We start from the raw sequence: 22,554 nt of genomic DNA, 5'->3' as shown, positions 1-22,554 counted from the left end.
CGATCATGATCCGTCGGCCCTGCCTGATCGCAGTACTCACGGCATTCCTGGTTATCAGCGGAGCGTCACCGTCACCGGCTCAGACTGCGCCGATGGCCAGTGCGGGGCAACCGTCGGATATCTTCCGCGCGCATTGGCCGGCATTTCGGAATGCTCTGCTGTCCGGCAACAATGAGCAGTTGGCGGCACTGACCCGCGTGCCGCTGGAGGTGCGGGGCGTCGACGACAGCACCCCAATTCGAAAAATCGCCAAGGATCAGCTTGCTCTCGTGATTGATCAGGTGCTTTCGCAAGACAGCGGCACCTCGCTGCGGGAGCGTGTCACCAACCGCACATTGGTCGAAAGGCTTTCGGATATCGACCGAACGACCCGAGCGGTCAGCATGACCGACAAAGTTTCCCGCGTCGGACCCTTTCAGTTCCAGAAGATGGGACCGGGTTGGAAGCTCGTCAGGGTGTATCTGGAGGAAGACTGAAGCGCGTGCGATTGTTCGCGCCGGTCGAACAGTGAAATCAGGATCCGTGTGTTTATCCCGGACCCGCGCAGGAATAGATCTCTTCCATCAGGGCGGACAGCTTGCCGCCCGATGGAGGTTCAAATGGCACGCATGGTTTCGCTTCTGATGTTCGTCGGCGTCATGTCCTACGCGGCGTTCATCGTCTCCTGACGATCATCCTATGACGGCGCTTCAGCATTCCATTCCAACACCTTGCACGGACGTGTATTTTCCTCTCAATGAACCGTACACACCATGCAGGGGTCGAAGGACCGGACGATGTGCTGCACCGACAGCGGCGTACGCTCCCCCTCTCGCACCGGGGCGCCGACCAGGGCCTGCTCCAGCGGACCGGGCACCCCATCGAGGTCGCGGGGTGAGAAGTTCCAAGTGGTCGGTGCGATGATCTGATAGCCGGCGATGCGCCCGCGCTCCACCCGCAACCAGTGTCCCAACGCTCCCCGCGCTGCTTCCGTCAATCCCACCGCCTGGGCGCTGTCCGGCATCTCCGCCGCCGCGCACCAGGGAGCGGAAGGATCGATGGCGCGCAGCCAGCCCTCCATCGCGTCGGTGGTGCGGGCCAATTCCAGAAGGCGGGCGACGACGCGGCTGCGCACCGATCCGCCATCCTGTGCCACCAGCGCCCGGATCAGCGGATGGCCGTCCACCAACTGCCGGGCAATCGCGCCGGTCTCGTAGGGCAGTCCGGCAAGCCGCGGCGCCTTGCACCAGCTATACCCGGTTTCGTCCATCCCGTCCGGCACGGTCGAGCCGGCGAAGGGTGGGTGAGGGCGGTCCTGCCCGGCCATGCGGCTGAAGCGGTGATGCTCCGCCACCTGATCCGGATCGAAGGGAGCGTCCTTTCCGTCGGCGAAGGTGCCGCGGCGGTACAGATGTCCGCCCTCCATGTCGGCATAGGCGCCGTGACTGAGGAAGCGGCCATGGGCGCGGCCGAGATGCCCGAGATCCAGATCCTCGGCGATCTCCAGGAACAGGCGGAAGTCTCCGGCGGGGCCGGAAATCCGCCAGCGCTCCAAATCCTCCGGAGCGCCAAGCGCCAGCACGCGCTCAAGCGGCGCGCCGAACAGGCTGTCTTCCAAAAAGCGCTGGAAACTGCGGACGGTCGCGAGCAGTCGCACCCGGTCGCGCGCGTCCACCGCGCGCGTGACGCCGCCGGGCTGGAGCGTCAGGGTGTGCGGCCACTTGCCGCCCAGAATGCCCAGCACATGGAACAGTTCCGCCCGCGCCGATGTGGCGCCGCGCACGGCGCTGCCCTGCGCCGCCTTGAAACGCGCCTCAGCCCGCTCGAACCAGGGTCGCCCTTCGTAGGCGGGCCGGGCGAAGTCGGGCATGAAGAACAGGTGGAAATGGGTCAGATGGTCGGCGACATTCTCCGTCGCCGTCATCAGATTGGTGGCGAGCAGGCCGTTGCGCGGCACCTCCACCCCCAAGACCCCGGCCAGCGCCAGCGCCGCCGCATGGCTTTGCGAAACCGAGCAGATGCCGCAGATGCGCGGCGCCACCACAAGCGCATCCATCGGGTCGCGGCCCTCCAGGATGCGCTCGAACCCGCGGAACAGCGGGGAATTCACATAGGCGGCAGAGACACTTGCGCCGGAAATCTCAAGTCTGACCTCAAGATCGCCCTCCACGCGGTTGAAAGGACCGACGATCAGGCGGCGTTTGGGCTCCTCGCTCACCGGGTCAGCCTTTCCGGGTGGGGCGGACGGTGGGGGCGACGACGATGCGGTCGGCGGCGGCATTGCGGCGCACCCGCTCCGGTGTCGCCGCCTTGGCGAGCGATGCCAGTGCCACGAACCATGCCTTGGGCATGTCGGTGGGCAGGCCGATGGGAATGCCGGCGAATTTCGGCGTCTGCTGGAACGGGTGCCCCGGCTCCTCGAACCCCGGCGCGGTGCAGTTGATGCAGGCATAGCCGCCGCGGGTGCAGGACCCCTCGCCATTCCACAGGCGGGTGTTGCAGTCCGCATGCGCCTGGGTGCCGAGACAGCCCATATGCTCCATCAGGCAGCCGAGATCGGACGGCTTCTCCGCACTGGCCTTGTACTCGTAATACTCGTTGCGCGGGCAGCCATGGTGGACCAGATGGTCGGCGTAGAAGCGCGGGCGCTGGTAGACGTCCAGGTCCCCGGCGGCGAGCGCATTTTCGGCCAGCAGCATCAGCGTCTCGGTCACCCAGTTCGGATGGGTCGGGCAGCCGGCGACATCGACCACCGGCAGGCCGCCGCGCGCCCGGAACTCCGCGCCCAGGGCGCCGCCGCGCTGCGTGCCCTCATACTGCAGGCCGCAGGCGTCGGCGATGTTCTCGCCCCCAGCCGTTATGCCCCCGAAGGCGGCACAGGTGCCGACGGCGACCACGGTGCCGGCGACGGCGGCCAGATCGCGCGCCCAGTCGATGGTCGCCCGCCCGGTCCCCGCCAGCACATGGAAACGCCCGGTGCCGTTCGGCCCGCGCAGCAATGAGCCCTCCACGCACAGCACGTCCAGCGGCTCGGCCCCCGACAGGATGCGTTCGAACAGGTCCACCGCCTCGGCCCCGCTTTCCTCCGACAGGCTTGGGTGCCAGAGCAGACGGATGCCGGCGGTCTCCAGCAGAGTCAGCAGGTCCGGGGATTCGGCGCAGAGCAGCGACATGGTGCAGCCGCCGCAGCCGCCCGATTGCAGCCACAGCACCGACAGCGGACGCGCCCTCATCTTACGGCTCCTTCGCGCCGCCCGGCGGCCGGCAGGGTGAGGGTGAACAGCGCCCCGCCATCCGGATGGTTCGCGGCGGCCAAATCGCCGCCATGGTCGCGCACCAGCTGATAGCTGATCGACAGGCCGAGCCCGGTGCCCTTCCCGACCGGCTTGGTGGTGAAGAAGGGATCGAAAACGCGGCCGACGATCGCGTCGGGAATGCCGTGTCCGGTGTCGCGGATGGTGACGACGACCGTCCCCTCCTCTTCCCGTCCATGCAGTTCCAGCCGTTTGACCGGCGCGCCGGCCATGGCGTCGATGGCGTTCTGGACCAGATTCATGGCGACCTGATGCAGGTGGCCGGGATGGCCGGCAATGTCCAGCGTGTCGGGCAGATCGAAGACGACGGTCAGGTCCGGCATCTGCGCCTTGGCCACCCAGGTAACGGCGGAGCGCAGAAGTGCCGTCAGATCAAAGCGTTCCGAGGCGTGCTTCTGCTCCGATGAGAAGCGGCGAAGCTCCGCCACGATGTCGCGCACCCGCTCGGTCCCCTCCAGCATGCCGTCCAGGGTCGCCGCGGCGTCGGCGCGGGCACGGTCGATGCGCAGTTCCTTGCGCAGGGAGGCCAGTTCCGCCGGCGCGGCCCCCTCGTGAACGCGGTCGAGATAGGCGGTCATGCGGTCGACATAGCGGCGCATGGCATGGGCGTTGCCATAGACGAAAGAAATCGGATTGTTCAGTTCATGGGCCACGCCGGCGACCAGCCGGCCGAGCGACGCCATCTTTTCCGAATGGACGAGCTGCTGCTGGGTCTGCTTCAGCCCTTCGTGGGCGGCGGCGAGGTCGCGGTAGGCGCGGCGCAACTCGCCGACCGGCCGGCCGACCAGAACCAGCCCGATGGCGTGGCCGCGCTGGTCGTAGCGCACCGTGCTGTTGACCGCGATGGGGAAGGGACCGGCCGGCCCGCGGAGCGATAGCTCGACATCGCTGACCTCTTCGCGCTGAAGGGCGGCGCTACACAGGCGGGCGAAGGCGGAATGGAAGGCGGGGTCAAGGAAATCGCGCAACGGCCGCCCGGTCAGCTCGCGCCCGGCACAGCCCAGCGCCCGTTCGGCCGCCGGGTTGGTCTGCTCGATCCGGCCATCGCGGTCGCAGGCGATCAGAACGTCGGTCATGGAGCCGAGGACGCTGGCGATGAAGGCCTGCGCCTCCTCCAACTCGGCATTCTTGCGTTCCAGCTCCACCTGCTGCGTCACGAGATTGGCATAGGTCTCGTCCATCTTCCGGATCACGTCGATCCAGGCGCTCTCTGCGTCGGCATCGGGCATCATGCCGGGCATGGAAAATGGCTGCGACAGCGGGGCGGTCATGGCGCGCAGACTAGCACGCCGCGACAGCCATGGTGTGGACGATTTCAGGCGGACCAGATCGACCACAGGCCGGCAAGGCCGCTCAGCACCAGCACATAGAGCGCGAAGTCGAACAGCGGCGCGTGCCAGACCCAGCCATAGGCGCCGATGGCGCGCAGCCCCCGGCGCAGCAGCGCCGACACCGCCCAGGCCACCACGGCCAGGATCAGCAGCGGCGGCAGGAACAGGCCGTAGACGTCGATTTCGCCGATCATGCGCGTGCCCTTTCCTGTCGCAATGACTCGTGGGTGCCATCTGGGGCAATCGGTTGCGCCTCCAGGGCCGCGTCCGGGAACAGGGCGCGCCGCAGGGCGGCCAGCGCCACCACCGCACGGTCGCGCTCGGGGCAGGGCGGGGCGTCGTCGATGGCCGACAGCAGGTCGTCCATGCTGTCCAGCAGCCCGGCCGGCGCCGGGACTGGCCGCTTGGCGGACAGGGCGCGGAAATGGTCGGTAATGCCGCGCAGCAGGCGCTCCAGAGCCGCCCCGCCGGCCACCCCCAGAACCGGGCGTGCACGCTGAAGCTCCACCACATTCAGCCCGACCCGCAGGTCCCGCACAGCGTCGATGGCGTCCACATCCACCGATCCGCCCGCCTGCGCCAGCCGGGCCGACAGCAGCCCGACGCGGTCCAGCATGCGGCTTTCGAAGCCGTCATTCGCCGGCACCCCGCGCATCCGCGCCAGATCGGCGATCTCGCGCCAGCCGATGTGCAGCAGGCGCCGCGCGCTCCAGGCCGCGCCGACCGACCGGCACATGCGGGTGACCAGCATCGCGGTGACAATGCCGACGATCTGCCCGGTGCTGCTGTTCAGGAAGGACGCGAAATCGCCGTTTCCGGTGTCGAGCAGGCTGAGAGAACCGCCGACGCCGAAGATCAGCGCCATCGCCTTGCCCATCGTCGCCGGCCGGGCGACGAAGACGCCCAGCGTCACCAGCGTCGGCGCCAGGCACAGCACCAGCATGGGGAAGCTGTCGAAGGACGGCAGCACCACCAGCAGATAGAAGGCCGACAGCGGAATGGACGCCAGCGTGTAGACCAGGAACAGGCGGATGCCCGGCACCGGGTCGTCGAAGGATGCGAAGAAGCAGGTGAACACCGCCACCATCATCGCCGCCGCCGACCCGGACGACCAGCCGGTCAGGATCCAGAAGGCGCAGACGATGGTGATGCCCAGCAGGGCCGCTGCCGCCGACCATGCCGCCATGCCCTGGTCCAGATGGAAGACGCCGCGCGAGCGCTTGCGGGCCAGCGGGTCGAGATGGTCGGGCAGGTCGCGGTCGCCGGTCGCGATGTGTGCCCGCAGGTCCCTGCAGTCGCGGTGAATCTCCACCAGAGACCGCAGGCGCCGGATGAAGCTGAAGCGTGTCGCCGCCTGCCAGCCGGCCGATGCCCGCCCCGCCTCCTCCGCCTCCAGCCGATCGAGCCAGCCGATCAGCCGGGCGGCGTCCGCCGGATCGGCATCGGCGCCGGCAGCGATCCAGTCCCGCACGGCAGCCACCACCGGCGCCACATCCGGCGGCGTCGCCCCGTCCGGTCGCCGCAACGCACCCAGCCGGTCATGCACGGCGGTCAGCACCGGCAGCAGATAGACCATGCGGTCCTGCAAGGCCCGCATCGGCCGGGTCATCCAGCGCAGGTCGGAGGTGTCGTAGGGCAGGTGGGTGGTCATCACCCGCAGTTCGGTCAGGTCCGTCGCCATCCTGTGGCGGTCTTGCAGGCGCGTGTCGGTGGTGACCTGTTCCAGCGCGTCCAGCGTCCAGCGTTCCGCATCGCGCAGGGCGGCATCGAGCTTGCCGAGCAGCACCGGTCCCATACCGCGCGGCAGGATCACGCTGTGGATGACGGTGGCGCAGACGATGCCGAGGATGATCTCCTCCACCCGCGCCAGCCCGGTGTCGAAGATCGCCTCCGGATTGGAAACGGCCGGGAAGACGATCAGCCCGGCGGTGTAGCCCGCGAGCATGAAGGCGTAGCTGCGCGGCGTGCGGTCCAGCAGCGAGATGAACAGGCAGCCGCCGACCCAAAGCCCGACCGCCAGTGACAGCAGCTCCGGCGCATTGACCAGCTCCACCGTCAGGACAACGGCGGCGATGCTGCCGACCACCGTGCCGGCGACGCGATAGACCGCCTTCGACCGCACGGTGCCCGACAGCGGGCTCGACACCACATAGGCGGTCAGCATCGCCCAGAAGGGGCGCGGCAGCCCCATGCCGAAGGCGATGTAGAGCGCCAGCATGGAGGCGGCGAAGGATTTCAGCGAAAAGACCAGCTCGTCGAGGGTAGGGGCTTTGGGCATCGGCGCGCGCTCACTGCCTGGCCGGCAGTTCGGCGACCTTCGGCGTGCCGTCGGGCGCGCCCACCACCGACACCGTCGCGGTGCGGCCGGCAACCAGCTGGAGCGACTCCGGCACCTCGTCCAGGGCGATGCGCACGGGGATGCGCTGGGCCAGCCGCACCCAGTTGAAGGTCGGGTTGACGTTGGCGACCAGCCCGGTGCCCTCCGCCCGGTCGCGGTCGACGATGGCGCGGGCGATGCTGTCGACCCGGCCGCGCAGTTCGGTGCTCACGCCCATGATCCGGACCGACACGGGGGCGCCGACACGGATGCGCGGCAGCTTGGTCTCTTCGAAATAGCCCATCACATAGAAGGAATGGCTGTCGATCAGCGCCACCACCGCCTGCCCGGCGGCGACATAGTTGCCGGCCTTCATCTGCAGGTTGGTGACATAGCCGTCGACGGTCGCCCTCACCTCCGTGCGGCCGAGGTTGAAGCGGGCGAGGTCGAGTGCGGCCTCAGCCTGCTTGGCTGCGGCCGCGGCCTTGGCCATCGCCGACATCACTTCCTGGCGTTGCGCGGTCGAGACGACGTTGTTGCCCAACTGCTCGTACCGGTGTGCCTCGGCGGTGCGATAGGCCAGCTCGGCCTTGGCGCTGTCGAGGTTGGCCTGCGCCTGCTCCTCCGCCAGACGGTAGCGGCCGGGATCGACGACGAACAGCACCTCGCCCTTGCGGACCAGCTGGTTGTCGGCCACCCGCACGTCGGTCACCAGACCGGCGACGTCGGAGGAGATCTGGACGATGTCGGCGCGGACGCGGCCGTCTCGGGTCCAGGGCTCGTTCATATAGTAATCCCAAAGCCACAGTCCGCCGCCGACCGCCGCCACGGTCACCAGCAGGGTCACGGCGATCCGGGCCATGGCTCGGAAGGAAGGAAGAAATGTCACGGTCAGGGTTCCTCGATCACCGCGGACGATGCGACCGGAGGCGCAGCGCGGCCGGGACCGGCCGTGGCGCTGCCCCGGAAACACGTCCCCGGAAAACACGCTGCGGTCAGGTCTGTTCACGCTTGGCGTTGGCCTCGATGATGGAAAGCACGCGATAGCAGGCCTCCACATCGGCCTCCGTCGCCTCTGCCATCAACCGCTGGCGGACGTCGTTCAACGCCTCGTTCACCTGAACCAACAGATGACGGCCGGCGTCGGTCATGTGCAGGGTCTTCGCCCGGCGGTCGCAGGCATCCTCGCGCCGTTCCAGCAGCCCGGCCGCTTCCAGCCCGTCGAGAAGACGGACGAGCGACGGGCCTTCCACGGCCATCTCCTCCGCCAGTTCGCGCTGCCGCAACCCGTCGCCGAGTTCGGCCAGCAGCATCAGCGGCGCGATGGCCGACGTGGAAAACCCGCTGTCCGCCAGCACCTTGTTCGCCGCCCGCCGCCACAGATGGGAGGCGCGGAACAGGTGTAGGCCGAAATTGGGCGGAAGGCGCAGAGGCTTATCTTGTAGCATTCCTATTTAATAGGTTTGCTATCTAAATTCGGCAAGGGGGTAGGGTTCGCCTGCGGCCACGCTTGCCGCATGGCTGGATTGCTGCGGTGCGGGAGGAGAAGGGCAGGCCATTTGTCGCGCGGTTGTATGCAGGCGTGGGCTTTCGCCTCTCCGTTGGCTGCGTTAGCGTCGCCACCGTAAACCGTCGTGAGGAACCGGTCGGCGTGAAGGATTTTCTGGAGGGAGATGCGTCCGGCGTGATCGTGGTCGCCAAGCTGCCGCTTGATATACAGACGCATCTGAAGGCAAAGACGACGCGCGTTTTCCTATCTGGCGGAACCCGAGACACCCATGGGCACCATGCGTGGACAGCCGAGATTTTCGCATACCTTCAAGAGGTACTTAACCGTGGCGAGGTCCGGGCGGACCGTGACCACCACGTTGTTGTCGCGCATTTCAATGGCAAATGGTGGTATGCCGCACTGAAAACGACACGCGACGGCAAGGAAGTTTACCTGCAATCCTTCCGCCGTATGCGACCCGCCGACCTTCCGCGCTTTCATCGGCGCGGCGAATTGGTCCGAAAAACGCTGGATTGAGAGGCGCCGGCCTGGGAGCCATCACATCCCAGCGGCCCCGAAGGGTTCCCGGCATGGCCAAATTTACGCCGGCGCCTGCCGTGAGTATAGGCCTTCGCCCGGGGTGGGACAATCGCCGAAGATCAGCAATATTTTTCCATAATGAAAGTTATGTGCGCTAAGCCCGCCCGCAAAGTAGGAATGTCAGTGCCGGTACCGCGAACCTTCCCCCATCGACGCCCGTCCGCTATCGTCCCGGACTTTCCCCTCCCCGCAATCGGAGACGGCACGACATGACCCGCAACATCGACCGGCTGCTCGACGTGATGGCGCGGCTGCGGAATCCCGACGGCGGGTGTCCGTGGGATTTGGAGCAGACTTATCGCTCCATCGCGCCGCACACGATCGAAGAGGCCTATGAGGTCGCCGACGCCATCGAGAAGGACGACAAGGTCGCCCTGCGCGAGGAACTGGGCGATCTGCTGTTCCAGGTCGTCTATTACAGCCAGATGGCGCGCGAGGAAGGGCTGTTCGACTTCGACGAAGTGGCCGGCGTCATCACCGACAAGATGATCCGCCGTCACCCCCACGTCTTCGGACCGGAAGAGGTGAAGTCGTCGGACCATCAGACTTCGCGCTGGGAGGACCACAAGGCGGCCGAGCGCGCGGCGAAGGCGGCCGAGGAAGGCCGGGCGCCGTCGGCGCTGGAGGGCGTGATCGCCGGGCTGCCGGCGCTGACCCGCGCGCTGAAGCTGCAGAACCGTGCGGCGCGCGTCGGCTTCGACTGGACGGATGCCCGCGACATCCTCGACAAGATCGAGGAGGAGGTGCGGGAGTTGCGGGCGGAGATGGACGCCGGTTCGGCTCAGGAACGGGTGGCGGACGAGTTGGGCGACCTGCTGTTCGCGCTGGTCAACCTCGCCCGCCGGCTGAAGGTGGAGCCGGAGGCGGCGCTGCGCGGCACCAACGCCAAGTTCGAACGCCGCTTCCACCGCATCGAGGCGCTGTTGTCCACCGTGGGGCGCAAGCCGCAGGACGCGACGCTGGACGAGATGGAAGCGCTGTGGCAGCAGGCAAAGCGCGAGGAACGCGGCGAAGCCTGACGGCTCAATAGCCCCAGCGGTCGAAGGCGAAGGCCCAGCGCCGGCGGACGGCGCTGCGGGCCGTGTCCTCCAGGTCGTGACGGGCCCGGCGGTAGTCGCGGACGTCGGCGAGGTGGCGCTCGACCCGCGGCCGTACTGGCTCGAACGGGCCGAGAGCAAGCCCGTCATAGACCTCGCCCAGCGTCTCCAGCGGGTCGGCGACGAAGCGGTCATAGCGGATTTCCACCAGCCGGCCGGGCGGCAACAGCGCCCGGTCGCGGTCGAAACGCGCCATCATCGCCGGGTAGAGGTCCAGCACCAGCCCGTCCACCGCCCGCAGATCGTAGGATTGCAGCGAGAACTCCCGCAGCAGGGTCAGCAGCATGCGGCGGGTGGAACTGAAGACCTCGTACGGGTCGCGATGGATATGGACGAAGAGCGCATCGGGGCGCAGCCTCAGCAGCTCCGCCAGTTTCGGCGTGTGGGCCGGATTCTTGATCAGCAGGCGCCGGCCGCCGCAATAGATCTGCATCTTGGTCAGGTAGAGGGCCATCCGACGGCGCCACAGGTCGACGGCCTCCGGGCGGCAATCCTCGAAAAGCACGCCCTGGTGGAAGGCGCGGCGCAGATGTTTGGGGAAGAAGATGCCGTGGTAATAGGACAGCGGCTGCATCAGGGCGAGGGCCAGTTCGTCCTCCTGCGGAGAGGTGGGGTCGACCGGCATGGCGTCGATGATTCGGTCGGGCGGCAGCCATTCCTCCAGCCGGGAGCGCCAGAAGGAACTCAGGCCCAGAAAGCCCCAGGGCAGGCCGACCGCCAGCGGATCGGGGGCGGCGAAGCGCGGGTCCTGGGCCAGCAGGTTCAGCAGATGGGTGGTGCCGCTGCGCCAGTGACCGAGGATGAACAACGGCGGCGATCCGGCGGCCCTGCCCTGCCCCGCGAACCGCTTCACCCGCCTCTGCTCCAGCAAATCGAACGGCGCGCGGATCGCGGCGGCCCCCAGCGCGGTGGCGACGCGGTGCAGGTGCAGCGGCCCGACCCCGCCGCCGTCGCGCAGCACGGTCGCCAGCGTGGCGGCGTCGGCGCCGGCCAGCGGGTGGAAGATGCGGTGCCCATTTCGGCGCAGCCAAGGGGTCATGGCGCCTCCGGTCCCGGCCCGGCCGGATAGGCCCGGCCCCGCCACTCCGCCGGCTTGCCATGGCGGGCACGCAGCAGCGCCGACCATTGAATCGCCAGCATGACGAGGATTCCGATCGGGTGCAGCAGGGCGCCGACGACGCTCTGGCGGAATCGGACAGCCAACAGCAGGCGGAAGATCACCCCGGCCGCCGCCGCCAACCCGGCCATGACGACCGCCGCCATGGGCAGCGGGTGCAGAGCCGTCCAGCCCAGCAGTATCCAGGGAAGCACATGGCCGCCGAACAGCAGCAGGGTCCAGACCGGCAGGGCGGCCGGGGTCGCCATCCCCTCCGTCGCGTTCTTGGAGAAGCCGGACCACACCTCACGCCAGCCGCGATACATCCGGCAGCAGGCAAGGCCGGTGGCGTCGAACAGGTCGGTGCCCTGTCCGGCCCGGCGGAAGGCGCGCGGCAGCGTCACCCCGTCATGGAGCGAGGCGGCGATGGCGGCATGGCCGCCCGCCTGAAGATAAGCCGCCTTCCTCACCGCGATCAGTTGGCCGCAGGCGGCGCCGAAGCGTGGATCGGTGGTGCGACGCATTCCCGCCATCGGCAGGTAGCCGAGCAGGAGGAAATGGATCAGCGGGATCACCAGCGCCTCGGCCAGCGTCCCGGTCTCCTCGCGCGGGAAGCCGCTGACCAGGCCGTTCCCGCCCGACAGCAGGGCGCCGCTGGTCAAACGGGCCGCGGCGGGGGACAACCGCACGTCGGCGTCCTGGAAGAGCAGCACGGGATAGCGCGCCAGGCCGGCAAGCACCTGACAGGCATGCTGCTTGCCCGACCAGCCCGGCGGCAGCGGCGGTGCGGGCTCCAGCCGCACGCGCGGGTCGCGGGCGGCGATGGCGCGGACGATCTCCGCCGTGCGGTCGGTGGAGTGGTCGTCGAGCACCACGACCTCCACCTCGACGCCGCGGCTGAGCAGCGCCGCATCGACGGCGGCGGCGATGCCGGCCTCCTCGTTGCGGGCGGGGATCAGGATGCTGACGGCGGTGCCCAGCGGCGGGGCGACGGTCGGTCTGCGATAGAGATACAGGTTGAGGATCCCCTGCCCCAGCGGCAGCAGAGCCAGAGCCAGCGACAGGCCGGCGATCAGGTCGATGACGCTCATGGCCGTTTCACCTCCCGCTCCGGCATCCGTCTCTGCCCTTCGCTGTGTGCCGCGGAAAAAGCGCGTCCGCCGGCCCAGGCCCGCGCCCGGCGCCACAGGTCGTAAACCCCGCCGACCCCCACCGTTCCCTCCATCAGCGTCAGGAAACGCGCCGGGTCGCGGCATTGCGCGTCGAGCGCCAACTGGTCCATCACCATCTCCAGCCGCCCTTCCAGATCCGCCGCGATCTCCGGCACCGGCAGGTCGGCGAAGGAGGCGGCCTCCATCGGCTCGCCGAAACGGAGCAGAGCCTCCGGCGTGCGTTCGTCCCAGAACGGGTATTCGACGGCCAAGGGCACCACCAGGGCCGAGGGCGTGCGGCGGACCAGATGGGCGATTCCCGGCCGCAGGGTCACCGGGCGGCGGCGTGGATCGGTGAAGGCGCCCTCCGCCGTGATCCACAGCATCGCGCGCGGATCGGCCAGGATATGCTCGGCAGTGCGCAGGAAGGTGACGGATCCGGCGCGGCCGGGTTCCAGCCCGAACAGGCCGATCCGGCGCATGAAGCGGTAGCGGCGCAACATCTCCCCATCGATCGGCCCAAAGCCGGGCCGGCCGCGGAACCGGGTGGTTCCCATCACGATCAGCAGGGCGGGATCCCACCAGGACGGGTGGTTCAGATAGACGATGACCGGTCGGCCCGGCGGCAGCACCGGCCAACCCGGCCGCGCTAGCCGCACGGCATGGAAGCCGCGCCGCAAACGCCGGGCCATCACTCCGCCGAAGAACCAGCAGAGCAGCCGCGACCGTAACGCAACCGGATCGTCGGTCATCCTTTCCGTCATGCCTCCCGTCGCCTTCCGTCAGGCCACGGCGCGAATGGCGCTGCCGCGCAGGTCCTGGTCCAGGCTGTCGGCGGCGATCCAGCCCGACATCAGCACCATCGGCATGCCCGGCCCCGGATGGGCGGCCCCGCCGGCCAGATACAGCCCCTCCACATCGCGCGAACGGTTGCCGGGCTTGAAGGCGCCCATGAAGCGGCCGTGGCTCGCCAAGCCGTAGATGGCGCCGTTCAGCACATTGTAGCGGTCGTGGATGTCCTGCGGCGTCAGCACATGTTCGACCCGGATGCGGTCCTCCAGATCGGGCATGCCGGCGGTGCGCTTCAGCTTGTCGAACACCACCCGGCGATAGGCCGGCAGCATGCGGCTCCAATCATGGCGCTCGCGCAGATAGGGGGTATGGACCAGCACATACAGCGCCTCGCCGCCCTTTGGCGCGACGCCCGGCTCGGTGCGGGCCGGGGCGGCGATGTAGCAGGTCGGGTCGGGCGCCGGTTCTCCCTGACGATAAATCCAGTCGAATTCCTCTTCCGGATCGCGGGAGAAGACGAAGTCGTGGTGCAGCAGGTGATCGTAGGCGCGGTCCAGCCCCAGATAGAACACCACGCCGGAACAGGCCGGCTCGTAGCTGCGTCGTCTGGCGAACCGTTTGGCCGGTTGACCCCCGACCAGCTCCCGGTAGGTCCGGACGGAATCCATGTTCGACACGGCGGCGGAGACCGGGATGCGCTCGCCCCCGTCGGTCTCGACCGCCACCACGCGCCCGCGCTCCACCTGCAGGCGGCGGACGCCGGTGTCGGTGCGGATGTCGACGCCCAGCCGACGCGCCACCCGCTCCAGCGCCGCCGGCACGGCACGGGTGCCGCCCATCGGATACCAGACGCCGTCATTGGTCTGCATATGGGCGATGGCGCACAGAACCGCCGGCGAGCCGTAGGGGGAGGAGCCGACATACTGGGTGAAATGGTCCAGCATCTGCGCCGCCCGCGCATCCGGCACATGGTTGCGGATGGTGCCCGCCACCGTGCTGCCCATCCGCAGGGCCAGCACGTCGGACAGGGTGCTGGCGTTGAAGCTGTTGCGGAAGTTCAGCGTGTCGCCCAAATCCTCCACCGACTTCCAGAAGAAGAAGCGTTCGGAGATGCCGTGCAGCCGTTCCGACATCGCCTGGAAGCGGCGATAGCCCTCCCCCGCCCCGCGTCCGGGGGCCAGCCGGTCCAGTTCGGCCGCCATGGTCCCGACATTCTCCGACAGGTCCAGAACCGTGCCGTCGTCGAAGAAGCAGCGCCATTGCGGCTCCAGCCGCACCATCTCCAACTCGCGGTCGAGGTCGCAGCCGGCTTCTTCCAGGATGCGGCGCAGGACGCGCGGCACCGTCAGGATGGTCGGCCCCATGTCGAAGCGGAAGCCGCTGTCCTCCAGCACCGCCGCCTTGCCGCCGACCCAGGCATTCCTTTCCAGCAGGGTCACCTTGTGCCCGCGCGCCGCCAGCACGACCGCCGCCGCCAGCCCGCCCAGCCCCCCGCCGATCACCGCGATCCGATCCGTCATGCCATCCCCCCTGCAACGGCCTGCCGCAGCATGCCGGACAAACCTATGGTCTTCGTGCGCCAGGGCGTCGGCAGGCCCAGTTCCTGAGCCAGCAGCCGTGCCGTGATGCGTGCGCCTTCGAAGATGACCGGCAATCCGCTGCCGGGATGGGTGCCGCCGCCCACCAGATAGACGCCGTCCAAATCCTCGAACCGGTTGCGCGGCCGGCGGTGGAGCATCTGGTCCAGGCTGTGCGCCAGATTGAAGGTGGCGCCGCGATGGATGGCGAACCGGCTTTCCCAGTCGGCCGGCGTCACCACCCGCTCCGCCCGGATGCGACGCTCCAGATCGCCGAGCCCGAAGCCGGCCAGCCGGTCCAGCACGAGCCGGCGGTAATGCGGCGCCTCCGCCTTCCAGTCGATGTGGCCGCGCTGGTGCCCGACCGGCACCAGGATGTAGAGCGTGCTGCCGCCGGGCGGTGCCATTTCCGGATCGGTGACACAGGCGTTCTGGACGTAAATCGACGGGCGGCGCGGCAACTCCCGGCACTCCTCGATCTCCGCGAGGTTGCGGGCGTAATCCTCCGCCAGATAAACGGTGTGGTGGTCCAGCCCGTCCACCCTGCCCTCGATGCCCAGATAGAGCATGAAGGTGGAGCAGGAGAATTTCTTGGTGGCGAGGCGGGCGTCGCTCCAGCGCCGGCGCAGGTCGTCGGGCACCAGCGTCGTCATCGCCCGCGCGAAGTCGGCATTGATGACCAGCGCGTCGGCCGGATAGTCGCCGGCCTCCGTCCGCACGCCGACGGCGCGTCGGCCCTGGAACCGGATGTGGCGCACCGTCTCGTTCAGCCGCACGGTGACGCCCAGGCTTTCCGCCACGCGGCGCATCGCCTCCATCACCGCCTCCGTCCCGCCACGGGGGTGGAAGACGCCGTGTTCATGCTCCAGGAAGGACAGGATGGTGAACAGGCTGGGGCAGCGGAAGGGCGACATGCCCAGATATTTGCTCTGGAACGAGAAGGCGAGGCGGATGCGCGGGTCCTGGAAGTAGCGGGACAGGTCGCGGTCCACCGACCGGTGCGGAGACAGCCGGCCCAACGCCTTCAGCATCGGCAGCGACGCCAGGGCCCAGGGGCTGGAGAAGTCGGATTCCAGAACCGGGCGGAAGCGTTCCATCTTCGCCCGGTTGTCGGCAAGGAAGCGCGGCAGACCCTCGGCGTCGCGCGGGCTGAGCTTGGCGATCTCCGCCATCAGCGCCGACATCTGGGCCTGGACGCGCAACTCGCCGCCGCCTTCGAACACCAGACGGTAGAGCGGGTCGAGGCGGATCAGGTCGACCTCGTCCGACAGGCGCCGTCCGCAGGCCTCGAAGATCTCCTCCAGAATGCGGGGATAGAGGAAGAAGGTTGGTCCGGTGTCGAAGCGGTATCCGTCCATCGAGAAGCCGGCCGACCGGCCGCCGATACGGTCCTGCCGCTCCAGCACCGTCACCTTCGCACCCGTAAGCGCCAGGAGCATCGCGGATGCCAATCCGCCCGGTCCCGCGCCGATGATCACGACTTGTCGTTCCATCCGCTTGCCAAACGCTCCTGCGCTGCCGAACTCTGTCTTCGTGGTTACGAAGCCGGGTCGAAAATGGATCGCAACAACAGCCCTTCCCCTGATGTCGTAACCCTTTCGGAAAGAAATGAAAGGTATTGGCAATCCGCCGATTATACGGCGTGGAACGCCCAATGCGTTTCACTACGACTTTCGGTTATTCGCGGACTTCGCCACCGGATCGCGGCCGATGCCGAAAGGCTCGTGCGATCACTGGAAACACGACCGGGCCGACGTGCCGCGGAAAGCGTGAGCGCCGAAATCCTGCCGCTGGCTGAGGCCTGCCGGTTTCTGGAACGCGAGGCGGCCGGCCTGTTGGCGCCAAGGCGGCTGGGCCGGCGCGGGCGTCCGCTCTGGCTGTTCGGGGTGGAGGCGGAGGTGCGGCGGGAGCCGGTCGGCGCGGTCCTGATCGTCGGGCCGTCCAACTACCCGCTGCTGCTGCCGGGCGTGCAGGCGGTCCAGGCGCTGGTGGCCGGCAACAGGGTGCTGGTCAAACCGGCGCCGGGATGCGGCGCGCCGATGGTCCTGCTGGGGGAATGGCTGGAGGAGGCCGGCCTGCCGCCGGGACTGTTCCGGGTGCTGGACGAGTCCGCCGGGGCGGTGGCCGAGGCCATCGCGGCGGGCATCGACAAGCTGGTGCTGACCGGATCTGCCGACACCGGACGGGCGGTGGCGGAACAACTCGCCCGCCATCTGGTGCCCTCGACGATGGAGCTGTCGGGCAACGACGCCGTCTTCGTCCTAAAGGGCGCGGAGGTGGAGCAGGTCGCTCGCGCGCTGGCCTTCGGCCTGCGGCTCAACGGCTCCGCCACCTGCATCGCGCCACGGCGGGTCTTCGTGCCGCGCGGGATGGCCGCAGGTCTGGAGGATGCCCTTGTCCGTCACGCCGCCGCGATCCCGCAGGTGCCGGTGCCCCTGCCGACCAGACGGCGGCTTGCCAGCCTGGCGCGTGATGCGGTGGCGGAGGGGGCGCGTGCGCTGGGGATTGTGCCGACGGAGGAGCGCCCCGCCATGACGCCGCTGATCCTCGCCGACGCGCGGCCCGGCATGGCGTTGCTGCGCGAGGAGATCTTCGCCCCTGTCCTGTCGCTGGTGCCGGTCCGGGATATGGTGGAGGCACTGGAGGCGGCAGCCCACAGCCCCTATGCGCTGGGGGCGTCGGTCTTCGGGCCGGTGGCGCAGGCGCGGGAACTGGCGGGACGGATCGATGCCGGGACGGTAACGATCAACGACCTGATCGTGCCGACCGCCGACCCGCGCCTGCCCTTCGGCGGACGGCATGCCAGCGGCTGGGGCGTCACCCGTGGTGCCGAAGGACTTCTGGAGATGACGCAGGTGAAGACCGTCTCGGTGCGCAGGGGGCGGTTGCGCCCGCATTTCGACGCTCCGCGCGAGGGCGACGACGCGCTGATGCTGGCGGCCCTGCGCCTGTTCCATGGCGGCCCCGGTACCAGAACCGAGGCTCTCCGACGGATGTTGCGGGCGGTGCGTGGACGGTCCCGTAATTGACGATTCTGTAATTGACGGTGGATGACAGAATGCCTGCCCTGATCCTCGCCTTTTTGATTGGCGCCGTCTCCGGCTCGCGCACGCTGCTCGCCCCGGCCGCGGTCAGTTGGGCCGCCTATGGCGGCTGGCTCGATGTGTCGGGGAGCTGGCTGTTCTTCCTCGGACACCCGGTGTCGCCCTGGGTCTTCACCGCGATGGCCGTGGTGGAGCTGGTTGTGGACAAGCTGCCGACCACGCCCAGCCGCAAGCTGCCCTTCCCCTTCGCCAGCCGCATCGCCGGCGGCGCCATAGCCGGGGCTGCCATCGGGGCGAATGCCGGATTCTGGGTCGACGGTCTGGTCGCCGGCGGCATCGGCGCCGTCGCAGGCACGCTCGTCGGTTACGCCGCGCGCATGCGCATGGCCGCCGCCTTCGGCCGCGACCGCCCCGCCGCCCTGCTGGAAGATGCGGTGGCGCTGATCGCGGCCGTTCTGATCGTCGCGGCTGCGTGAGGGATCGCTATCCTTCGACGCCCTCCAACCGGTCGGGCAGCCCCGCGTCCAATCCGGCATAGCCGCTGCGGATGCGTGCTTCCAGCATGGCGGTTTCGGGCAGCAGCCGGGTCATGAAGACGCGGGCCAGCCCGATGCGCGCATCGAGGAATGCCGGGTCATAACCGTCCGGCCGTTGGGCCGCCGCGCTGGCAGTCAGCCCCCACATCCAGCCATAGGCGACCAGCGCCGTCAGCCGCAACAGGTCGGTCGCCCCGGCCGCCCCGTCGCGCGGGTCGCGCCCCTCCTGCCGCAGCCAGCCGGCGAGGCCGCGCAGCCGGTCGGCAGCGCTCCGCAGCGGCTCCGCCAGTTCGGCCGTCGCCGGATCGTCGGCCAGCGTCGCCGCCGCATCCTCGACCGCGTCCAGCATCCGCATCAGCGGCCGGCCGCCATGCAGGCCAAGCTTGCGCTGCACGAGGTCGAGCGCCTGGACGCCGTTGGTGCCCTCATAGATCTGCGTCGCCCGCACGTCGCGGACCAGCTGTTCGACGCCATTGTCGCGGATATAGCCGTGGCCGCCCATCACCTGCTGGGCCAGCACCGCCGCCTCGAAGCCGAAATCGGTGCCGGCTGCCTTCACCACCGGGGTCAGCAGCGCCGCCCAATCCTCCGCCTCCTCCGCCAGCGACGGATCCTTGGCGGCGCGGTCGAGCCACAGCGCCACCCATCCGGCGAGCGCCCGTCCGGCATCGGCCAGCAGGCGGGCGGTCAGCACCATCCGCCTTACGTCGGGGTGATGCAGGATCGGATCGCCCGCTCCACCCGTTCCGCCACCACCGGGCGCCCTGCCCTGCACGCGCTCCCGAGCATAGGTCAAGGCCGCCTGTGCCGCGCGTTCTCCCACCCCGATGCCCTGGATGCCGACGAACAGCCGTTCGTGGTTCATCATCGTGAACATGGCGGCAAGGCCGCGATGCGGCTCTCCCACCATCCAGCCGACGGCGCCATCATAGGACACCACGCAGGTCGGCGAGGCATGCAGGCCCATCTTGCGTTCGACCGACAGCACCGACCAGCTATTGCGGGCGCCATCGGACAGACGCTTCGGCACGACGAACAGGCTGATGCCGCGGGTACCCGGCGGCGCGTCCGGCAGACGGGCCAGCACCAGATGCACGAGGTTGTCGGTCAGGTCGTGATCGGCCGAGGAGATGAACATCTTCTGCCCCGCCAACCGGTAGGTGCCATCGCCCGCCGGTTCCGCCCGCGTGCGCAGCAGCCCCAAATCGGTGCCGGCCTGCGGTTCGGTCAGCGCCATGGCGCCGGTCCAGTCGCCGGCCAGCATCGGCGGCAGGCAGCGCTCCTTCACCGCCGCGTCGCCATGGGCGGCGAGCGCCCGGATGGCGCCCTGGGTCAGGCCGGGGGTGATGCTGAAGGCGAGGTTCGCCGCGCACACCATCTCCGTCACCAGCGTGTCGAGCAGCGCCGGCATTCCCTGCCCGCCATAGGCCGGGTCGCCGGCCAGCCCGTTCCAGCCGCCCTCGCGCCAGTGCCGCCACGCCTCACCGAAGCCGGCGGGCATCCGCACGCCGTCGCCCTCCACCCGCGCGCCCTCTTCATCGCCGGAACGGTCGAGCGGCAGCAACACGTCCACCGCCAGCCGCCCGGCCTGGGCCAGCACCGCGTCGAACAGGTCGGGCGTCGCGTCCTCCCAACCCGCTGCGGCAAGCGCCGCGGGAGCCTTCAGCACCTCGTTGACGAGGAAGCGGACGGATTGCAGCGGCGGTTCATAGGCGCTCATGCGGCGGTCTCGCCGCCCACGGTCTCGCTATAGGCGCGGCGAAGCTCGCGTTTCAGCAGCTTGCCGGCGGTGTTGCGCGGCAGGCTGTCGACGAAATGCACCTGCTTGGGCAGCTTGAAGGGCGCCAGATGGCCCCGGCAATGGGCGATCAACCCCTCGGCATCGACGCTCTGGCCGCTGCGCAGCACGACGAAGGCGGTCACCGCCTCGATCCATTTCGGGTCGGGCAGCGCCACCACCGCGACCTCGGCGACGGCGGGGTGGGTGTAGATCGCCTCCTCCACCTCGCGGCTGGCGACCACCACGCCGCCGGTGTTGATGACGTCCTTGATGCGGTCAACGATGTAGAGATAGCCGGCCTCGTCGAGATAGCCGACGTCGCCGGAATGGAACCAGCCGCCCTGGAAGGCCTCCTCCGTCTCGCGCTCCTTGTCCCAATAGCCGACCATCAGCTGGGGGGAGCGGTGGACGATCTCGCCATGGGTGCCCGGCGGCACATCGTTCATTTCCAGATCGACCACCCGCGTCTCGACATTCAGCACCGGGCGGCCGGCGGAGGCGGGGCGTTCCTCATGCTCCTCCGGCGCCAGGACGGTGGCGAGCGGGCCGATCTCGCTCTGGCCGTAGCAGTTGAAGGCGCGGGCGTTGGGCAGGCGCCGGCGAAGCTCCTGGAGCACCGGCACCGGCATGATCGAGGCGCCGTAATAGAGCTTTTCCAGCGACCCCAGATCATGCGCGTCGAAATCGGGATGGCGCAGCAGCCCGACCCAGACGGTGGGCGGCGCGAAGAAGGAGGTGATGCGGTGCGCCTCGATCAGTTCCAGACATTGTTTCAACGCCGGGGCCTGGATCAGCAGCGTGGTTGCGCCGACCATCAGCTGCGGCATCAGGAAGACGTGCATCTGCGCCGAATGGTAGAGCGGCAGCGCCGCCAGCGACCGGTCGCTTTCGGCGAAACGGCAGTCGTGGATGGCGCTTTCATACTCCGCCAGCAGGCTGCCGTGGGTCATCATCGCGCCCTTCGGCGCCGCGGTGGTGCCGGAGGTGTAGAGAAGCTGAACCACCGTGTCGGCATCCACCACCACGTCGATGTCCGCCGATGCGCCCGCATCCTTTGCGATGGCGAGTACGTCCAGCTCGCCGGTTCCGGCGGCCAGCGTGCCGGTCCATTCCAGCCGCGCGGTCTTCCCGGCATGGGCCAGAGGGCCGGCGAGATCGGCATCGTGCAGCACCATCCGCGCGCCGGACTGGGTCAGGATGTAGGACAGCTCCTCCCCCGTCAGGGCGTAGTTGACCGGCACATGGATGAAGCCGCCGACCGCGCAGCCCAGCCACGCCACGACATAGGCGTCAGAATTGCGCCCGAAGGCCGCCACCCGATCCCCCCGCTTCAGGCCGATGTCCGTGAACCGCCTTGCCACCCGCTTCGCGGCGGTGTGCAGATCGCTGAAGCTCCATTCCCGCCCTTCATAGCGAAGCGCGATGCGGTCGCCATACCGCCGTGCCGCCCGCGCCAGAGCGCCGCCGATGCTGATGCCGCGCGCCGCGGCGATCGCGTTGTTCGCAACGTCCATAGGCATGCGTGTCCTCCCGGTTTTCAGGTTTTCGCGACCGGCGCCGCTCACCGCAGCACGGGCGTGGCCAGCTTTCTTTTTTACTGGCTGGAACTTAAGTTACTTGAAAGTAGGAACGGAAACAAGTTTGCTGAACGAACGGATTTATGCTGCCCCTGGACATGGGCACCGGCAAATGGGAAAGCGATGGGCCGCGAAGCCCCGCGGGATGGTTTGGGAAATGATCGAAGGGAGCCTGTGCCGGATGTCGGACTCGCCGTGGAAGACCGTCGCCGACCGCCGCAGCGAGCGCGAGGAAAAGCGGATCGCCGTGCTGCGAACCGCGGCGCAGGCGTTCAACGAGCTTGGCTATCACGCCACCTCGCTGGACGACATCGCCCGGCGGCTGAACGTCACCAAGCCGACGATCTACTATTATGTGAAGAACAAGGAGGAAATCCTGTTCGAGTGCGTGCGGATCGGGCTGGAACTGCTCGACAACGCATCAAGCGAAGTGATCGGCCATGGCGGCAGCGCCTATGACGAGCTGGTGGCGGTGATGAGCACCTATGTCGGCATCGTCACCATGGATTTCGGCATGTGCGTGATCCGCGTCGGCGAGGAACCGCTGACCGAGGAGAGCCGCCGCACCCTGCGCGGCCTGAAGCGCCGCATCGACCTGAAATTCCGCAGCCTGATCGAGCGCGGCATCGCAGAGGGCAGCATCGCCCCCTGCGATCCGAAGATCGCCGCCTTCACCCTGTCGGGCGCGCTCAGCTGGGTCGCGCGCTGGTATCGTCCCGACGGTGACCTGGACCCGGCGGAGATCTCGCGGCAGTCCATCGCCCTTCTGCTGAACGGCCTGCGCCCGCGACCCGCATGACAGGTCGAAAGTGCACGGACTCATAGGCCGTCTTCCGTCTATGATCGGCCGCTGAACTCTTTCGTACGCATATCA

Annotated in this window: 20 protein-coding genes; 6 read left to right on the top strand and 14 right to left on the bottom strand. The window is 68.6% G+C overall.

What is annotated here, in order from left to right; genetic code table 11:
• Positions 1 to 5 precede the first annotated feature (5 nt).
• A complete protein-coding gene (locus FZ029_RS13895) occupies positions 6 to 476 on the top strand; it encodes a hypothetical protein (protein WP_149269754.1) in 471 nt (156 codons plus the stop codon).
• 257 nt (positions 477 to 733) lie between these two features.
• Here the strand turns inward: FZ029_RS13895 and FZ029_RS13890 are convergent, their stop codons facing one another.
• From FZ029_RS13890 to FZ029_RS13860, 7 genes are all read right to left on the bottom strand, one after another.
• On the bottom strand, positions 734 to 2,197 hold the full coding sequence (locus FZ029_RS13890) for a nickel-dependent hydrogenase large subunit (RefSeq protein ID WP_149269753.1): 1,464 nt from the start codon (positions 2,195 to 2,197) through the stop codon (positions 734 to 736).
• A gap of 4 nt (positions 2,198 to 2,201) precedes the next feature.
• On the bottom strand, positions 2,202 to 3,212 hold the full coding sequence (locus tag FZ029_RS13885; protein WP_149269752.1) for a HupU protein: 1,011 nt from the start codon (positions 3,210 to 3,212) through the stop codon (positions 2,202 to 2,204).
• Positions 3,209 to 4,564: an ATP-binding protein gene (locus FZ029_RS13880; RefSeq protein WP_149269751.1), complete on the bottom strand. Its 1,356-nt coding sequence runs from the start codon at positions 4,562 to 4,564 to the stop codon at positions 3,209 to 3,211. The genes FZ029_RS13885 and FZ029_RS13880 overlap by 4 nt, the downstream gene beginning before the upstream one ends.
• A gap of 44 nt (positions 4,565 to 4,608) precedes the next feature.
• Positions 4,609 to 4,818, bottom strand: coding sequence for a DUF1656 domain-containing protein (locus tag FZ029_RS13875; RefSeq protein ID WP_109151982.1), 210 nt, complete (start codon positions 4,816 to 4,818; stop codon positions 4,609 to 4,611).
• Entirely contained in the window at positions 4,815 to 6,902 is a 2,088-nt protein-coding gene (locus tag FZ029_RS13870; protein ID WP_149269750.1) for an FUSC family protein, read from the bottom strand. Before FZ029_RS13870 ends, FZ029_RS13875 begins: the two co-directional genes overlap by 4 nt.
• A gap of 10 nt (positions 6,903 to 6,912) precedes the next feature.
• On the bottom strand, positions 6,913 to 7,830 hold the full coding sequence (locus FZ029_RS13865; RefSeq protein WP_247892304.1) for an HlyD family secretion protein: 918 nt from the start codon (positions 7,828 to 7,830) through the stop codon (positions 6,913 to 6,915).
• 106 nt (positions 7,831 to 7,936) lie between these two features.
• Positions 7,937 to 8,389 (bottom strand): MarR family transcriptional regulator, encoded by a 453-nt coding sequence (locus FZ029_RS13860; RefSeq protein ID WP_149269749.1) that lies wholly within the window; start codon positions 8,387 to 8,389, stop codon positions 7,937 to 7,939.
• Positions 8,390 to 8,592: 203 nt separating this feature from the next.
• On the opposite strand from FZ029_RS13860, the gene FZ029_RS13855 reads away from it, so the two are divergent.
• Positions 8,593 to 8,967 (top strand): hypothetical protein, encoded by a 375-nt coding sequence (locus tag FZ029_RS13855; protein WP_211104153.1) that lies wholly within the window; start codon positions 8,593 to 8,595, stop codon positions 8,965 to 8,967.
• Between the two features lie 272 nt (positions 8,968 to 9,239).
• Entirely contained in the window at positions 9,240 to 10,049 is an 810-nt protein-coding gene (mazG, locus tag FZ029_RS13850; protein ID WP_149201006.1) for a nucleoside triphosphate pyrophosphohydrolase, read from the top strand.
• 4 nt (positions 10,050 to 10,053) lie between these two features.
• Here mazG and FZ029_RS13845 read toward each other — a convergent pair whose 3' ends face one another.
• From FZ029_RS13845 to crtI (FZ029_RS13825), 5 genes are read right to left on the bottom strand one after another with little or no spacing between them, the layout of a single operon-like run.
• Entirely contained in the window at positions 10,054 to 11,166 is a 1,113-nt protein-coding gene (locus tag FZ029_RS13845; RefSeq protein ID WP_149269747.1) for a sulfotransferase, read from the bottom strand.
• Positions 11,163 to 12,314, bottom strand: a complete 1,152-nt coding sequence (locus FZ029_RS13840) for a glycosyltransferase family 2 protein (protein WP_149269746.1) — start codon at positions 12,312 to 12,314, stop codon at positions 11,163 to 11,165. The genes FZ029_RS13845 and FZ029_RS13840 overlap by 4 nt, the downstream gene beginning before the upstream one ends.
• On the bottom strand, positions 12,311 to 13,138 hold the full coding sequence (locus FZ029_RS13835; protein ID WP_247892303.1) for a lysophospholipid acyltransferase family protein: 828 nt from the start codon (positions 13,136 to 13,138) through the stop codon (positions 12,311 to 12,313). Before FZ029_RS13835 ends, FZ029_RS13840 begins: the two co-directional genes overlap by 4 nt.
• 18 nt (positions 13,139 to 13,156) lie before the next feature.
• Positions 13,157 to 14,686, bottom strand: coding sequence for a phytoene desaturase family protein (gene crtI, locus FZ029_RS13830; protein ID WP_149269745.1), 1,530 nt, complete (start codon positions 14,684 to 14,686; stop codon positions 13,157 to 13,159).
• Positions 14,683 to 16,182 carry a phytoene desaturase family protein gene (crtI, locus tag FZ029_RS13825; RefSeq protein WP_247892302.1) on the bottom strand — a complete coding sequence of 500 codons (1,500 nt, stop codon included), beginning with the start codon at positions 16,180 to 16,182 and terminating at the stop codon, positions 14,683 to 14,685. The genes crtI (FZ029_RS13830) and crtI (FZ029_RS13825) overlap by 4 nt, the downstream gene beginning before the upstream one ends.
• Before the next feature lie 117 nt (positions 16,183 to 16,299).
• Between crtI (FZ029_RS13825) and FZ029_RS13820 the strand changes: the two genes are divergently transcribed.
• Together FZ029_RS13820 and FZ029_RS13815 are read left to right on the top strand one after the other, a co-directional pair.
• Positions 16,300 to 17,772 carry an aldehyde dehydrogenase family protein gene (locus FZ029_RS13820; RefSeq protein WP_247892301.1) on the top strand — a complete coding sequence of 491 codons (1,473 nt, stop codon included), beginning with the start codon at positions 16,300 to 16,302 and terminating at the stop codon, positions 17,770 to 17,772.
• Positions 17,773 to 17,801: 29 nt separating this feature from the next.
• Positions 17,802 to 18,263 (top strand): DUF4126 domain-containing protein, encoded by a 462-nt coding sequence (locus FZ029_RS13815; RefSeq protein ID WP_149269743.1) that lies wholly within the window; start codon positions 17,802 to 17,804, stop codon positions 18,261 to 18,263.
• Positions 18,264 to 18,270: 7 nt separating this feature from the next.
• Here the strand turns inward: FZ029_RS13815 and FZ029_RS13810 are convergent, their stop codons facing one another.
• Together FZ029_RS13810 and FZ029_RS13805 are read right to left on the bottom strand one after the other, a co-directional pair.
• Positions 18,271 to 20,043: an acyl-CoA dehydrogenase gene (locus FZ029_RS13810; RefSeq protein ID WP_149269742.1), complete on the bottom strand. Its 1,773-nt coding sequence runs from the start codon at positions 20,041 to 20,043 to the stop codon at positions 18,271 to 18,273.
• Positions 20,040 to 21,623, bottom strand: coding sequence for a fatty acyl-CoA synthetase (locus tag FZ029_RS13805; protein WP_149269741.1), 1,584 nt, complete (start codon positions 21,621 to 21,623; stop codon positions 20,040 to 20,042). The genes FZ029_RS13810 and FZ029_RS13805 overlap by 4 nt, the downstream gene beginning before the upstream one ends.
• Before the next feature lie 238 nt (positions 21,624 to 21,861).
• Here FZ029_RS13805 and FZ029_RS13800 point away from each other — a divergent pair, with 238 nt between their 5' ends.
• Entirely contained in the window at positions 21,862 to 22,479 is a 618-nt protein-coding gene (locus tag FZ029_RS13800; RefSeq protein ID WP_247892300.1) for a TetR/AcrR family transcriptional regulator, read from the top strand.
• Positions 22,480 to 22,554: the final 75 nt, after the last annotated feature.

Source organism: Azospirillum sp. Sh1, assembly GCF_008365135.1.
GTDB classification, from domain to species: Bacteria; Pseudomonadota; Alphaproteobacteria; order Azospirillales; family Azospirillaceae; genus Azospirillum; species Azospirillum oryzae.
Note: the sequence above shows the minus strand (reverse complement) of the source record. Positions and strands in the feature narration are given on the sequence as shown.